Annotated in this window: 16 protein-coding genes; 3 read left to right on the forward strand and 13 right to left on the reverse strand. The window is 47.7% G+C overall.

Annotated features, from left to right (window positions below; translation table 11 throughout):
- Positions 1-4: 4 nt before the first annotated feature.
- From nrdR to MESINF_RS12220, 13 genes are all read right to left on the reverse strand, one after another.
- Positions 5-457, reverse strand: a complete 453-nt coding sequence (gene nrdR / locus MESINF_RS12160; protein ID WP_169700200.1) for a transcriptional regulator NrdR — start codon at positions 455-457, stop codon at positions 5-7.
- Positions 457-1,383, reverse strand: coding sequence for a DNA-binding protein WhiA (gene whiA / locus MESINF_RS12165; RefSeq protein ID WP_169700202.1), 927 nt, complete (start codon positions 1,381-1,383; stop codon positions 457-459). Before whiA ends, nrdR begins: the two co-directional genes overlap by 1 nt.
- On the reverse strand, positions 1,380-2,342 hold the full coding sequence (locus MESINF_RS12170) for a gluconeogenesis factor YvcK family protein (RefSeq protein WP_169700204.1): 963 nt from the start codon (positions 2,340-2,342) through the stop codon (positions 1,380-1,382). Before MESINF_RS12170 ends, whiA begins: the two co-directional genes overlap by 4 nt.
- Before the next feature lie 7 nt (positions 2,343-2,349).
- Positions 2,350-3,168, reverse strand: a complete 819-nt coding sequence (gene murI, locus MESINF_RS12175) for a glutamate racemase (RefSeq protein WP_408631259.1) — start codon at positions 3,166-3,168, stop codon at positions 2,350-2,352.
- The gene (gene zapA, locus MESINF_RS12180) at positions 3,155-3,436 is read right to left on the reverse strand and encodes a cell division protein ZapA (RefSeq protein ID WP_169700208.1); all 282 of its coding nucleotides are present in this window, start codon (positions 3,434-3,436) and stop codon (positions 3,155-3,157) included. The genes murI and zapA overlap by 14 nt, the downstream gene beginning before the upstream one ends.
- Positions 3,437-3,448: 12 nt before the next feature.
- The gene (locus tag MESINF_RS12185) at positions 3,449-3,685 is read right to left on the reverse strand and encodes a hypothetical protein (RefSeq protein WP_169700210.1); all 237 of its coding nucleotides are present in this window, start codon (positions 3,683-3,685) and stop codon (positions 3,449-3,451) included.
- A gap of 94 nt (positions 3,686-3,779) precedes the next feature.
- Entirely contained in the window at positions 3,780-4,481 is a 702-nt protein-coding gene (gene tpiA, locus MESINF_RS12190; protein ID WP_231936766.1) for a triose-phosphate isomerase, read from the reverse strand.
- A 47-nt stretch (positions 4,482-4,528) separates the two neighbouring features.
- Positions 4,529-5,746: a phosphoglycerate kinase gene (locus MESINF_RS12195; protein WP_169700215.1), complete on the reverse strand. Its 1,218-nt coding sequence runs from the start codon at positions 5,744-5,746 to the stop codon at positions 4,529-4,531.
- Positions 5,747-5,807: 61 nt separating this feature from the next.
- Complete coding sequence (gene gap, locus MESINF_RS12200) at positions 5,808-6,803, reverse strand: type I glyceraldehyde-3-phosphate dehydrogenase (RefSeq protein WP_169700217.1); 996 nt, start codon at positions 6,801-6,803, stop codon at positions 5,808-5,810.
- Between the two features lie 12 nt (positions 6,804-6,815).
- Positions 6,816-7,181, reverse strand: coding sequence for a YbaB/EbfC family nucleoid-associated protein (locus tag MESINF_RS12205; RefSeq protein WP_169700219.1), 366 nt, complete (start codon positions 7,179-7,181; stop codon positions 6,816-6,818).
- Position 7,182: 1 nt separating this feature from the next.
- Complete coding sequence (gene dnaX / locus MESINF_RS12210) at positions 7,183-8,664, reverse strand: DNA polymerase III subunit gamma/tau (protein WP_169700221.1); 1,482 nt, start codon at positions 8,662-8,664, stop codon at positions 7,183-7,185.
- Between the two features lie 140 nt (positions 8,665-8,804).
- On the reverse strand, positions 8,805-9,641 hold the full coding sequence (surE, locus tag MESINF_RS12215; protein ID WP_169700223.1) for a 5'/3'-nucleotidase SurE: 837 nt from the start codon (positions 9,639-9,641) through the stop codon (positions 8,805-8,807).
- 111 nt (positions 9,642-9,752) lie between these two features.
- Complete coding sequence (locus MESINF_RS12220; RefSeq protein WP_169700225.1) at positions 9,753-10,286, reverse strand: flavodoxin family protein; 534 nt, start codon at positions 10,284-10,286, stop codon at positions 9,753-9,755.
- 385 nt (positions 10,287-10,671) lie between these two features.
- Between MESINF_RS12220 and MESINF_RS12225 the strand changes: the two genes are divergently transcribed.
- From MESINF_RS12225 to MESINF_RS12235, 3 genes are all read left to right on the forward strand, one after another.
- Complete coding sequence (locus MESINF_RS12225) at positions 10,672-11,520, forward strand: damage-control phosphatase ARMT1 family protein (protein ID WP_169700227.1); 849 nt, start codon at positions 10,672-10,674, stop codon at positions 11,518-11,520.
- Between the two features lie 15 nt (positions 11,521-11,535).
- Positions 11,536-13,878 carry an Orn/Lys/Arg family decarboxylase gene (locus MESINF_RS12230; RefSeq protein WP_169700228.1) on the forward strand — a complete coding sequence of 781 codons (2,343 nt, stop codon included), beginning with the start codon at positions 11,536-11,538 and terminating at the stop codon, positions 13,876-13,878.
- 76 nt (positions 13,879-13,954) lie between these two features.
- Positions 13,955-14,662, forward strand: coding sequence for a nitroreductase family protein (locus MESINF_RS12235; RefSeq protein ID WP_169700229.1), 708 nt, complete (start codon positions 13,955-13,957; stop codon positions 14,660-14,662).
- Positions 14,663-14,682: the final 20 nt, after the last annotated feature.

Genomic DNA, 14,682 nt, shown 5'->3' on the forward strand with positions numbered 1-14,682 from the left:
GAACTTAATCGTTCTTTAGCTCTTTTATTATATCCACGAAATGATCTATGTCCCTGAATTCTTTGTAAACAGATGCGAAGCGAACATACGCAACCCTGTCCAGGAGCTTGAGTTTAGCCATTATCATCTCTCCAATCTCCTGCGAGAGAACCTCATGGCGCCCCGACCTCGTGACCTCGTCTTCGATAGAATCTACTATTGAGCTTAGTCTTTCGAGAGAGATAGGTCTCTTCTCACATGCCCTAAGAAGACCGTTCATAACCTTTTCTCTGTTGAATCTCTCTCTCCTCCCGTCTTTCTTGATTACAAAGAAGGGGAGTCTTTCGTATCTCTCGTAGGTGGTGAATCTTCCTCCGCAATCTTCGCATTCGCGGCGCCTTCTGATCGAGGTGTTATCCTCAGTCGGTCTGGAGTCTAGAACTCTGGTAGATTCGCTGGAGCAGAAAGGACATTTCATCAGATCTCCCCCATTTTCTCGGCTAACGATATCAGCTTTTTCAACCTATTATATACTGCGGATTTACTCATGGGCGGGTTCATCATCTCCCCGAGCTCTCTCAGATTAAGATCTTCGTTTTCCAGTCTAAGTATGGCCACCTGTTTCAACTCGCTATCGAGTCTGGAGAGACCTATTTTTTCGTCGATGATTCTAATAGCCTTGACGTGTTTGGCCATTGCCTGTCCCGATTTGTTTGCGTTCGCCGTCAGGAAATTCAGCGTTCGGCTCACATTACCCCTTATCTTTCTTACTTCCACCGCTCTGGAAAGGTGTGCGACCGTGCGTTTTCCTCCCATCAGAGAAAGCAGTTCCATCAAATCACCGGCCGATTTTACGTAGGTCTTGAATTTGTTCCTGACTTTAACTACTCCGCACTTGATGTTGAAATTGTCCTGAAGGTAATCTCTAAAAGAACCGACGAACTCTCTCGTCGTATCGAGCGTTATTTCGAGATGGTATTCCTTGGAAGGGTCCACTATGGAACCGCCAGCAAGGTATAATCCCCTTACAAAGGCTCCAAAATAAACGGGGTCGTCCCTCACGGGAGAGGGTATGATGTCGCTTCTGAGGGAAATGCCGTTGTTTTCAAGGAATTTTTCGACATCTGCGAAGAGGTAGATCAACTCACCCCCGCGCTTTCTCGAGAGGCGTACCTCTTCGGTGACCTGCGTTTCATATATGGGAAGAGAGAGTCTTCTGGTTATCCGAAATAGTCTTTTTAGACTGGTTATGGAAGTCAGAGTGATGACCAGGTAAGGCGTTCCATTCCTTATCCTGAGAGTTCCTCTGGACTTGACATAGCCCAGAAACTCCGCCCTGCTCTCGAAAGTGTCTTCGATGGAGAGATGACATAGTTCTTCCTTCAATTTGTCGGCGTAACTCAAAGCAGAATCTCCTCCAAGATCTCCAGCTCTCTGAGAATGGATACAATGCTCTCCCTTGAGTGCCTAACCACGAGCTTCTCTCTTCCATCGATTATAAGCTCGGTAGTAGCTCCACGTATAACGGTTACCCTCGTATCGTCCGGGAGATCGTTCCTTACAGGTACCGCACCCGCCCGTCTGTACCTTTCCAGAACAGTTTTTTCGACACCGCCAACTTCCGTCCAGAACACACGATCGAACGTAGTCCCAATGTATGATTCGACGGTATCTACGTGTTTCTTGAGATCGAAGCCTTCCGATTCTTTCGGCTGTGTCATTATGTTGCATATATACACTTTTTTTCCGGGAGATCTCGAAAAGGCTTCACTTACTCCAGAGACGAGAAAATTCGGAACAACGCTTGTAAAAAGACTGCCCGGTCCAACAATCAGCGTATCGGCCATCTCTATCTCCCTCAAAACCTCCGGCAAGGCCTGGACCTTTCTATCTAGAGTAAGTCTTTTTATCTTTTTTCCATACCGTGCGACTTCCGATTCACCCTCTATTTTCGATCCGTCATCGAGTTCTCCTATAAGACGAACCAGTGCGTCGGCCACCGGTAGAACCTTGCCCTTAATGTTTAACAGTTTCGATGCGGCGATAACGGCGTCTGGAAAGCTGCCGTACATTTCCGTCAGGCCCGCGATTATGATGTTGCCAAGCGAGTGTTTTTTCATAGCGTCTGTGGAAAACCTGTGCGAAAATACCTTAGTGAGAATCTCTTCGTTGTTAGCCAATGCGATTATATTATTTCTTATATCGCCGGGGGGTGGTATCTTCATTTCCTCACGAAGAATTCCAGAGCTTCCTCCATCATCGGTTATCGCAACTACGAGCGTGAGGTCGACCGGAAAACTTTTCAACACTCTCGCAAATGTAGAGAGTCCAGTACCGCCTCCTATAAGCACTATCTTCCTCAACTCAGCACTACCCTCTTATTGTTATTCTTTCATCTACAAGATCCACCGGTATAACGTTGCCCTCTCTTTGAAAGTATCTTCCGAGGATTCTCTGGAAGGATTCGGGGTTGCCACTCACGTAGTAGGTGACCCGGGACTCTTTATCACCGGTTTCCCCGATCCAGTTTTTTAAATCCACCAGTATATAATCGGCCGGGTCTACCAGAAGAGTTTTTTGAGATATCGAAGCTTCTATGACTTTTCTTATAAAAGGGTAGTGGGTACAGCCCAGTATAAGGTAATCCGGCTCCATCCGGTTGATCTCGGCCAGATAGTATCTGACCACTGCATCTACTATCTCACCTTCCCAGATGCCCTCTTCGATTATCGGCACGAAGAGTGGACAGGCTTTTTGGGTTATTCGACGCAGATTTTCGTATCTGAAAAGCTTCCTCAAATACAACGATCTCCTCACAGTGTTGCTAGTCGCCAATATCGAAACCTCCGACCCTTTCGGAGCGATCGAACCTACCGCTCTGACGGTCGGATCTATGATACTGAAGTACGGCACGGGAAGATTCTGCTTTTCCCTCTGAGAGAGTATAGAATCCGATGTGTTGCAGGCAGTGACGATTGCGTCGATACCGAGTTGAAAAAAGAAATCGAAAATCTCTCCGACATAACCGCGAAGGGTTTCGATGGGTTTCGACCCGTAAGGTACACGTGCTGTATCGGCGAAGTAGAAAAAATCCACGCCGCGGGGAAAGCCCTGCAAGAGTTTTTTTAGTACTGTCAGACCGCCAATGCCGGAATCGAAGACTCCGATCTTCAAATTATTCTTCAACACCTTCACGTCCCTGGAAGTATTCCGAGAGTACCTCTTCATACTTGGCTTTCAATCTTACCAGTTCGTTCTGGCTTTTAATGAGATCGTGAGCGAGGTTCACGCAGATACCCACCATCAACTTCTCGAACCCGATTTCATCTTCCTTCTTCTTGAACGCGTCGTACATTTCGGTGACTTTTGAAAAGACCTGATCGACGACTTCTTGAGGATCGCTGCTCAGAAAGGAGAACTGGCGTCCTCCCAGGTTCAAAGAGACTGATCGTTTCATAATTATTACTCCTTATGTTTTTTTGCTGTTTTCATCGAGACTGACTTTCACACGCTTTATAAGGGAAGATATAGTCTTCGATTCGCTTTCAAGTCTGAGTTCGAGCTCGCGTATCTTCAGCTCGGCTTCTTCCAGCTTTTGCTGCGACTGTTGAACCTGTTTCCAGAGCTGCTCATTCTCTTTTTTAATGCGGCTGAATTCTTCGACCATCTTGTCAACAACCAGTTCAAGCTCCTGATAACTATCCAAGAACCACACCCCCTCATCAGGAGATTATATCATTTGAGTCGGCAAAGAAAACTAAATAGCCGCCCTTCGGGGGCGGCTATGAATTCAGAATGCCTTATGCATGGTTCCTGGCTATGGCAACCAACTGTACGAAGCTCTCGAGAAGACTCGCTCCACCAACCAGGCCGCCATCAATATCTTCCATGGCCACCAGAGAGTCGAAGTTGTCAGGTTTTATGCTTCCTCCGTAAAGGATTCTAATGCTTTCCGCGAAATCACCGTCGTAGAGCCCGGCCAGAAATTGACGGATGTATTTCATCGTCTCTTCGGCCTGGTCAGGTGTCGCCACCACTCCCGTTCCAATGGCCCAAACAGGTTCATAGGCGATTATTACTCTGGAGGCCTCCTCTTTTGCAAAGCCCATCAGGCCGGCCTTTAACTGCCTCTCCAGAACACTGTTGGTGAGGTTCGCCTTTCTCTCTTCGAGAGTCTCTCCGATACAGAGAATCGGCGTAAGACCGTTTTTAAGGATGGCCTTTATCTTCTCGTTGGTCTGTGCATCAGTCTCCCCGAATAGTTGCCTCCTTTCCGAGTGGCCGACGAGAACGTAATCGATATACAATTCCGTCAACATAGAAGCTGAAATTTCCCCAGTGAAAGCACCGCTGTCGGCCGGATAAATGTTCTGCACTCCGACTTTGATCTTCGTGTCTTTCATGATGTCGGCAACACCGGAAACGGCCAGACTTGTCGGGAAGACCGCCACATCGACAGTCGATTCTTCTCCTATCGAAGAGGCCAGGAACCCTGCGAACATTCGCGCCTCCTTCGGCGATTTGTTCATCTTCCAGTTACCTGCCACCATCAATCTTCGTTTTTTTTTCCGGTCGTATTTGCAAGACTCTCTATACCGGGCATTTCGCGGCCTTCTAGCATCTCTAGCGAAGCACCGCCTCCAGTCGAAACGTGCGATACTTCCCCGGCCAGCCCGAACTTGTTTATCGCCGCCGCACTGTCTCCGCCGCCGATTATCGTAACTGCGTTTTTTAGAGCGGCAAGAGCTTTGGCTATCGTTTCGGTTCCTTTCGCAAAATCGTCGATCTCGAATACACCCAAAGGGCCGTTCCAGACGACAGTTTTGGCATCTGCAAGCTTGGACTCGAATAATTCAACGGTCTTCGGCCCTATATCCAGTCCCTTCCAGCCGGCCGGTATTCCATCATCAATCATGACGACTTTCTTCTCAACTCCGGGGGCAATTTCCCTGGCCGTAACCGCATCTACCGGAAGCACGAAATCGACTTTCTTTATGGAGGCCTTGTCTAATATTTCTCTGGCAAGTTCGAGTTTATCGTCTTCCACGAGTGAATCGCCAACGTTTCTACCGAGCGCCTTGAGAAAGGTGAACATCATGGCGCCTCCTATGAGTATTCTATCGGCCTTTTCCAGCAGGTTGGTTATCACTCCTATCTTGTCGGAAACTTTCGCACCACCCAGTATTACCACGTAAGGATGTTCGGGATTCTCTATCGCCATGCTCAGCATCTCGACTTCCTTTTCCATCAAAAAGCCTGCTACACTTACCAGATGAGCCGCCACCCCTGCGTTGGAAGCATGGCCTCTGTGGGCCGTCCCAAAGGCATCGTTGACATGAATATCCGCAAAAGCGGCCAGCTTCGCAGCGAATTCCGGGTTGTTCTTCTCTTCCTCGGGATAGAATCTCACATTTTCCAGAAGCAGTATCTCGCCATCTTTCATATCGGAAACGGCCTTTTCAACTTCGGGACCGATGCAATCACCAACGAATTTGACAGGCTTACCTATAAGCTTTTCAAGTCTAAAGGCCACATTCTTGAGGGTGTATTTGGGATCTTTGCTCCCTTTTGGTCTTCCAAGATGGGAGACCAGAATAGCCTTCCCGCCCTTTTCGGTTATATATTCAATCGTAGGAATGGCCGCCACGATTCTCGTATCGTCGGTCACTTCCCCGGTTGTCTTGTCCAGCGGAACGTTGAAATCGACCCTGACAAGAACTCTTTTTCCTTTGAGTTCGACATCTTTCAGTGTTAGTTTCTTAGCCATACTCTGACCCTCCTTCTCATCAAAACGGGGCCATAAATGGCCCCGCTTCAGAAAGCTTCGATTAGATTTTCATCATTTTCTCTGCAAGATCGACAACTCTGCATGAATAGCCATATTCGTTGTCATACCAGGCACACACTTTCACGAGATTGCCCATCGCCGAGGTGAGTTTGCTGTCAAGAATGCCGGAAACCGTTGTTCCGACGACGTCCGAGGACACCAGTTCTTCTTCGGAGTACTCTATAATTCCTTTGAGTTCATTTTCAGCCGCCTTCTTTATCAGAGCGTTAACTTCTTCGGCCGTCGTTTCCTTCTCTACAACCACCGTGAGGTCAGTTATAGAGCCGTCGGTTACGGGAACTCTCATGGCTATTCCATCGAGCTTGCCTTTAAGCTCAGGAATCACCAAACCGACCGCTTTGGCCGCTCCGGTAGAAGTTGGGATCGTGTTGGCAGCCGCCGCTCTGGCTCTTCTCAGGTCTTTGTGGGGAAGATCGAGTATTCTCTGATCGTTCGTATAAGCGTGTACCGTTGTGAGGTATCCCTTCACGATCTTGAGATTATCGTTGAGTACCTTTATAATTGGGGCTATCGAGTTGGTCGTGCAGGAAGCGTTAGAGACGATCTGCATCTCTGGCTTCAACTCACTGTCGTTTACTCCAAGAACGATCGTCGCGTCAACCGCTCCTTTGGCCGGGGCGGTAATGAGAACCTTTTTTGTGCCGGCTTCGACATGGGGCATCGTTTTTTCCTTGCTCGTAAAAACACCTGTGGACTCAATAACGAGCTCTACTCCAAGGGCCTTCCAGGGCAAGTTCGCCGGACTCTTTTCCGCAAAAACCTTTATCTCTTTTCCATTTACGATTATTGCCCCTTCTTTTGCCTGTACCGTTCCTTTAAACCTTCCATGAACCGAGTCGTATTTCAGAAGATGGGCCAGCGTCGCCGCGTCAGTTAAGTCGTTGATGGCGACTATGTCGAATCCCCCGCGCGCCACCATTTCTCTGAAAACAAGTCTTCCGATTCTTCCAAATCCGTTTATTGCTACTTTGTGCATCTGCTACACCTCCTAAAGTATATTGTTCGGCAGATTCAGTGCTCCGGTTACCTTTGACATTTCTTCATCGCGTTTTTTCGTTACTTCCGATAGTGCTTCGTTTACTCCGGCGATTATAAGATCTTGAACGACCTCGAAATCCTCTTCTTTTAATTCTTGATCGACTTCTATAGATTTTATCCTGTAATCACATGTTGCCACAACGCTGATCGCGCCCCCGCCGGCCGAAGCCGACACTTCCATGTTCTTGAAGGTGTCTTCAAGGTTGTCCATTTCCTCTTGAGCTTTTTGAGCCTGCTTCAAGAGATCGTTCATGTTCGCTCCCTTTTTCGAACCTCCGTAATTTCTGCCTCCAAGGCCTCTGAGTTTTTTGGCCATTTCAGTCCTCCTCTATTTCAATCTTGAATTCTCCAGGTGCACCGTTAACGTTTAAACCGAGCACATCCATGAAGTTCTTGACGTAGGCCCTTTGGTCTTTATCAAGCTTTTCGAAGGCTTTTGGGCTTTTGTCTCTGGAGAGAGAGACAGACTTCCCCACGACCTCCGTAGAGATGCTGTTGATCATGTCGAGTTTCTCTTCTATAAGGTGCGAAACAAAATCCTCGTCGCTATCCACAATGAGCGATCCTCCGTCTTCCGATAGAGTTATCCTCGAAAGACCGAGGAGCACCCAAAGCAAAGTGAAATCTTTTTCGTAGAGATGATCAAGGAGTTTTTCAACCGGACCGCGCGAGATATCGTCTCCTCCTGTCGAAAGAGGCGGGACCTCGACTTTGGTCTGTACGTCATTCTTCGCAACGGCCGTGCCCTCAAGCCCACCTTTTTTCGAGACGACTCCAGTGGTTTTATTTATACCGGCCAGCTCAGAACTCTTCAATATGGTCATCACTTCGAAGACTGCCTTTTTATCTTCGGCGTATTTCATCTCCTTGAGTATTTCCCAGAGGCCCGAAATCATCTGCAGGGCGCCCAACCTCATGTCTTTAACGTATTCTTCCTTAACAAATTCTATCGATTGTTCAAGCAGAGATTCGTACGAAAACCCCTCGTCGAGTACCTCTTTGGAAACTTTAAGCAATCGATTTGGATCTGCCCCCGAAAAGGCTTCCAGAAAGCTGGTGATAAGTTCGTTCGGGAGTATTCCGAGCGTCAATCTCACCGATTGATCGTCCAGCGAGCCGGTGAAGGCCAAAACCCTCTCCATGAGGTTAACCGCGTCTCTCATGCCACCACGCGCGGCACGGGCTATCCTCGTCAGACCGTCTTCTGAAAAGGAGAAGGATTCAGAGGTCGCTATTCTTTCAAGATAAATTACGATCTCTTCTTCGCTTAAAGTCTTGAAGGTGAATACCTGACACCTTGAGAGTATAGTCTCGGGGACCTTCTCGATATTCGTAGTGGCCAGAATGAAGACTACTCTTTCGGGAGGCTCCTCGAGTGTTTTCAATAAAGCATTGAAGGCTTCGCGGGTAAGCATGTGGAACTCATCTATTATGTAGATCTTGTAGCGTCCCATAACCGGCCTATAAGCGGCTGAGTCTCTTATCTTTCGGATCTCGTCGATTCCCCGGTACGACGCAGCATCGAGCTCGACGACATCCAGGTGCGACGATGTATCTATGGCCCGACAGGATTGACATATGCCACAGGGTTTTTCATTCGATTCGGAGAGGCAGTTGAGCATTTTGGCGAAGATACGGGCAGTTGTGGTCTTTCCCGTCCCTCTCGAACCCGAGAAAATATAAGCATGCGAGATGGAACTCTTTTCAAAAGACTTAATCAGGACCTCTTTCACTTGATCCTGACCAACCAGCTCACTGAAGTTTTTTGGCCTGTACTTTCTGTATAGAACCTCCGACATCTTATCACCCGTTCAACTGAATTATAGCAGATTGCCAGAATTTTGTTTGCCCACAATGAAAACATTGAATAAAAATATGTGAAATAATTAACAATCTGTATTATTCAGCAGAACGGTTACCCCTGTCCATAGGCGTTTTCTTATACTGTATCCTTCAAACGTCTCTCACTAGAAAATTCCCGCGCATTGCGATCGAATCGATCGAGCCAGATCTCGTTAAAGGAACGCAGATCGCTTTCAAGATCTTCAACGTATATCTCATCACAGCTCTGGAAGAAATCTATGGGACTGACGGAGATGAAGCCAGCCTTAATGCACTTGAAATCCAGATCGGACTCTTCCAGCTCGTAGATTATCTCTCTTCTCATCCAGTAAACTGGCTCGCCCCATTCATTCGTATTCTTTTCGAACCAGCGCCTTTTCACTAGCCCGCCAGGTCTAGTACGAGCTATACCACGAATATTCTGGCGCGGAAGTGAGGGTACGTTTACGTTCAGAACGGTGTACCTTGGTAGTTTTCTCCAGTCGTAATAAAGTATGAATTTATCGACGAAATCCAGTGCTGCCAAGAAATCAGGATTCTCATCGGACACCACTGAAACGGCGATCGCCGGAATACCAAGAGTTCTAGCTTCGAGCGCCGCCGATATGGTACCCGAATATCTTATGTCCACACCCAGGTTTTGCCCGTGGTTAATTCCACTCACCACTATATCGAAAACGTTATCGCCGAAGAGAGTTGAGGCAGCCACCACGCAGTCTGCCGGCGTGCCGCTCGTACAGAAGGAATTGACACCTTCCACGGTAGCCTTTTCCCGTATCCTCACGGGAGTCAGCCATGTAATCGAGTGACTCACGCCGCTCCGGTTACCTTCCGGAGCCACAACCGTGACATCGTGATTTAGCGCGAGCCTTCTGGCGAGAAGCCGAATCCCCGCGGCTTCTATGCCATCGTCGTTTGTAAGAAGTACTTTCAATTGAATTCACCACCCGATAAACTGTAAGTATTGATCTATCTATCAACCGGTCAATATAAAGATAAAGCCGGAAACTCACTTCTAGCTGCGCCTGTCTTTCCGCATATCGATTCAGAGATCGAGCAGTTCGCGGGCCCACTCTCTTGAAGTCTCAACATACTCGTCCATTCTCGAGGCGGGCGATTCGAAATCGATCTCCTGAACGATCTCGTTTCCCTTTAGAGCTTTCTTCAGATTCTCCAGCGCAGCGCCAATAATTCCCTGATGCGTGCAGAAGAGGGCAATCCTTTTACCTTTAATGTTCGTCTTCTCGAAAAATGTGTTGAATGGCGGCGCATAAGTGAGAGCCCATACAGGCGTACCGATGATTATCATTTCATAAAGATCGGGATCAAAATTGAATGGCTCGAGTTCAGGTTTGTTATTCATAGCAACCGATTCGCTACCCCAAACATGCTCCCTTTCAGGATTGTATCCGGGTGCCGATTCTATCTGTTCGGGATTCTCTGCATGATGGTAATAAGTGCGGGCGAACTCACCGGTAGGCACCAGCCTCAACAAATCAGCGCCGATTGAGGACGCCATCGCCTCAGCCAGCGTCCTGGTACTTTCATCGAAAGAAAAGTAGATTACTATTGACTTCATGCCCTTCGCCTCCTCTTTGGCGGTCTAACAAATCTCGCTGAATGGAATGCCTCACAGATAAGAAAGGACAAACCTCATAGATACTCTTATTATAGACTGAAAAACCGTCGATTTCAGGACTCACTGTGAGGATTATGAGTCGTACGTTGCAGATTGTTGATAAGAGTTGGGAAAGGGTGTCGAAAGTTCCCTTCACTAACGAAAGAGAGAGCGAAAATAAAAGCTGCCAGTCTCCTGATGTCTATACCTGATTTTCGCGTCTCGCATCTTGTTCATCTCGCCCTCTCGCCTCTTATCTCTCCATCTCTCCTCCGGTGCCCCGCTCTTTCGATCATCTTAATCGTCTATTCGCATCCGGCATGTATAATTCCGTCGAGGTGATGGGATGAAAATAGATCCGAGATGTATACCATGCAATATGAGCGCGCTGGTGAGAATACTTTCACAAAACGGCGTCAAGCGAGAAGATCAGCTCTCAGCTGCTAGACTGTTCTTGAAAGATATGGCAGAGATGGATCTGGAGAACGAGACTCCGATTGAAATTGGACGCAAAGTGGGGAAGGCTCTCAAAGTAGTCTTGGGCGAGATCGATGCCTTCAGGGAGGTCAAAAAAGCGGCTAATGATCTCCTCCTTGAAGTCTATGACGTGCTAAAGGAGAAACTCCGTGCGCTCGACGATCCTTTGATCGGAGCTCTGAAGCTATCGGTGGCAGGTAATATCATAGATTTCGCCCCGGGCCACAGAATCGACATAGACGCAACCATGAGGCAGGCTCTCTCCATTCCCTTCGCGATCGACGATCTCGAAGAGCTCTCCAGAAGAATCAAAAAAGCGAAAAGTATGTTGATTGTGGGTGATAACTGTGGCGAAGTGGTCCTCGATAAACTCCTGATGGAGATAGCAGAAGTTCCGGAAACATATTTCGCAGTGCGCGGCGAACCGACTCTAAATGACGTCACTATTAGGGAAGCGCTCGAAGTCGGCCTGGACAGCGTAGCTAATCTTATCGATTCTGGGGCAGACGCCCCCGGTATGCAGGAAGATAGAATGAATGACGAGTTCGAGGATATATATACCGGTGCCGACGTGGTAATCTCTAAGGGACAGGGAAATCTGGAAGGATTGAGCTCTGCTAAAAGGGAGATCTTCTTCCTTTTGATGGCCAAGTGCGAGGTTATAGGCAGTTTTCTAAATGTTCCAAAAGGATCGTTTGTAGCCTACAGAAAGGCATGATTGGGGGGAGCGGAGATGGAGTGGTTCAAGGATTTTTCTATTCTGGTAGTTGACGATGATCTGCGCTCGGAAAACACTGGTGGAAGGGCAACTCGAGAGATAATCAAAGAGCTCCAAAAAAGGGGCCTGTCCGTCATAGAATCGTATTCGGGTTATGACTGCAAAATCGAATTCATGTCTCACTCCAATATAAGCTGCATCCTGCTCGACTGGGATCTCGTGATAAGATCCGACGAAGAGTTTCTCGGTCCGGGAGAGATAATAGAGATAATCAGGGGCAAAAACGCCCTTATACCGCTCTTTCTGATGACCGAAAAACTCAGGGTCAAAGAAATTCCGCTCGAGATAGTCAGTCAGATAGACGGTTACGTGTGGAAACTAGAAGACAGCCCATCCTTCATAGCCGGCCGTATCGAAGAGGCTATCGAGAGATACATGGAAGAACTACTGCCGCCCTTTCTCAAAGAGCTGATTCATTACGTGGATGAGTTCAAGTACTCATGGCACACTCCCGGACACAGCGGTGGCGAAGCCTTTCTGAAATCTCCCACCGGGAAGCTCTTTCACAGGTTTTTCGGAGAGAACGTTTTTCGCAGCGATCTCTCCGTATCTGTCCCTGAGCTCGGCTCTCTTCTCGAGCACACCGAAGCCATAGGTGCGGCTGAAAAGTTCGCGGCCAAGATCTTTGGAGCCGACGAGACGTACTTTGTCACTAACGGAACGTCCACATCCAACAAGATCGTCTTTCATTCCTGCGTTACCCCTGGCGACATCGTTCTCATTGACAGGAACTGTCATAAATCGATAATGCATTCGATTATAATGACAGGTGCGATTCCGATATACCTTACTCCTAGCAGAAACTCTCTCGGTATTATCGGTCCCATTCATGAAGAGGAGTTCGACTGGGCCGAGATAAAAAAGAAAATCAATTCCAGTTCTCTGGTTAGCGACAAAGAAAACTTCAGAATCAAGCTGGCAGTCGTGACGAATTCGACGTACGACGGGCTCTGTTACAACACCAGGAAGATAATCGACAGACTCGAGGGTGTTGTAGATTACGTTCTCTTCGACGAGGCCTGGTACGCGTATGCCAATTTTCATCCGATGTACGTGGGCAGATACGGGATGTCTCCTGAAATAGATCGAGAGAAGGCTCCGACCGTTTTCACGACTCACTCAACGCACAAACTGCTAGCCGCTTTTTCCCAGGGTTCAATGATCCATGTTAAAGATGGGAAGAAGAAAATAGATCACGGAAGATTCAACGAGGCTTACATGATGCATATGTCGACCTCGCCCCAGTACGCTATAATCGCTTCGCTCGATGTTTCCTCGAAGATGATGGCCGGAAACTCCGGTAGATTCCTCATCGACGAAACGATACAGGAAGCGATAATCTTCAGGAAGAAGATGAAACACTTGAGCGAAGAAATAGAGGATAAAGAGGTCGATCGCAAGAGAAGATGGTGGTTCGAGATCTGGCAGCCAGCGCAGATCACCATGGAGAACGAAAAGGGCGAAAGGAAAAGAGAAGATATAGAAGATATCGACGAACAACTCCTCAAGGAGCATCCCGAATACTGGTGCTTGAAGGGAAATGCGGACTGGCACGGTTTCGGGAAGTTGGAAAGCGATTATATACTCCTCGACCCCATCAAAGTGACCGTAATGACGCCGGGGATAACCAAACAGGGCAGAATGAGGAATTGGGGGATACCTGCCACCATAGTGACTACCTTTCTCAGAGACCGCGGTATAGTGGTCGAGAAATCCGGACACTATTCATTCCTTATACTCTTTTCGCTGGGTCTCACTAAAGGAAAGTCCGGTACGCTGCTGGCGGAGCTTTTCACGTTCAAGAAGCTGTTCGACGAAAATGCCCCGCTTGACGATATTTTTCCGGATATAGTCAAGAAACATCCGAAAAAATACGGCAAAATGACTCTCCAGGAGTTATCTGAACAGATGCACGAGTACCTCCGAAAGGCCAGAATCGCTAGAGTTTTGAAAGACGTCTATTCGCAGGCTCCCGAACAGGTAATGCTTCCGGCAAAAGCTTACTATGAATTGGTAAACGGCAACACCGAACTGGTGAGGATAAGGGAACTTCAGAACAGGATTTCCGCTGTCATGGTTGTTCCATACCCTCCCGGCATACCGGTGATCATGCCCGGCGAGAGGTACACGCCCGAAACCAAGAGGATCATCGAATATCTAAACTTTTCGGAGGATTTCGACAACAGGTTCCCAGGGTTCGAAAACGAGATGCACGGCCTAAAGGTGAAGCTAGACAGCAACAATAAAAAGAGATTCTACACCTATTGCCTGAAGGAAACATCCCAGGAATCAACATAATTGATATGTATTTGGAACTGAATAATCTTGAGTTTTATTATCCACATTATGTAGAATACAGTAAAGGAGTGATTTTATGTACGATAGACAGGAAATCGCCAGAGCGATAGAACTCAGGATTACGCAGAGGAAATTCGAAAACAGGCGGCTTAAGGAACATGAAGAAGCATCTGTGAGAGATTCTCTTAAAGGATTAGAGCATCTTGAGCGCTCCGGACCTCTCCAGTGGTACTATTCGCAAAACTTTCCCATAGCCTCCGGAATAGTTCTGGCAAAGATGAACGACTTTTCGACCGAGAAGCTTGTGGAGTACGGCTTCGAAGGTGAACAGATAGTTTTGAATCTCACGCTCAAAGGCTTCAGCACAAGCTGGGCAAGACTACCCAATTACCTTTCCATGATCATTCTCGGTTATCCCGAGAAGAATGAGATCGTGAATGTAGAAAGGGCGGCACGGAAACTTTACCGGAATTCAAATCGAAAACCACTCGAAGAACTGATAATGGGCAGAACGGAACTGCTGGATCCTGATATGCGGGAAATACTCCTTTCGGGAAGACTTGCCCCCTCTTCGTTCAACCGTCAACCATGGACCTTTGAAATTCTTGACGAAAGAGAGATAGCCATTCACGGCTGGAAGAAACTGCCGGTCATTTACGAAGAAGTGATTTCGATAGATCTGGGTGTAGTTCTTTCCCACGTTTATCTGATGGCACGTGCCATCAAGAGCGGGGTTACGCTCGAGAGAAAGAGCACGAGAACTTATTTGCTCAGGTGGTCCTGAAATCTCTTCGACTCAGATAT

This window comes from Mesotoga infera (assembly GCF_900157305.1).
Taxonomy (GTDB): domain Bacteria; phylum Thermotogota; class Thermotogae; order Petrotogales; family Kosmotogaceae; genus Mesotoga; species Mesotoga infera.

Bases quoted from the DNA above. Each gene is read 5' to 3' on its own strand.
- nrdR (WP_169700200.1), bottom strand. From the start codon at position 457: ATGAAATGTCCTTTCTGCTCCAGCGAATCTACCAGAGTTCTAGACTCC.
- zapA (WP_169700208.1), bottom strand. From the start codon at position 3,436: ATGAAACGATCAGTCTCTTTGAACCTGGGAGGACGCCAGTTCTCCTTT.
- tpiA (WP_231936766.1), bottom strand. From the start codon at position 4,481: ATGTTCGCAGGGTTCCTGGCCTCTTCGATAGGAGAAGAATCGACTGTC.
- MESINF_RS12195 (WP_169700215.1), bottom strand. From the start codon at position 5,746: ATGGCTAAGAAACTAACACTGAAAGATGTCGAACTCAAAGGAAAAAGA.
- gap (WP_169700217.1), bottom strand. From the start codon at position 6,803: ATGCACAAAGTAGCAATAAACGGATTTGGAAGAATCGGAAGACTTGTT.
- MESINF_RS12205 (WP_169700219.1), bottom strand. From the start codon at position 7,181: ATGGCCAAAAAACTCAGAGGCCTTGGAGGCAGAAATTACGGAGGTTCG.
- dnaX (WP_169700221.1), bottom strand. From the start codon at position 8,664: ATGTCGGAGGTTCTATACAGAAAGTACAGGCCAAAAAACTTCAGTGAG.
- MESINF_RS12220 (WP_169700225.1), bottom strand. From the start codon at position 10,286: ATGAAGTCAATAGTAATCTACTTTTCTTTCGATGAAAGTACCAGGACG.
- MESINF_RS12225 (WP_169700227.1), top strand. From the start codon at position 10,672: ATGAAAATAGATCCGAGATGTATACCATGCAATATGAGCGCGCTGGTG.
- MESINF_RS12230 (WP_169700228.1), top strand. From the start codon at position 11,536: ATGGAGTGGTTCAAGGATTTTTCTATTCTGGTAGTTGACGATGATCTG.
- MESINF_RS12235 (WP_169700229.1), top strand. From the start codon at position 13,955: ATGTACGATAGACAGGAAATCGCCAGAGCGATAGAACTCAGGATTACG.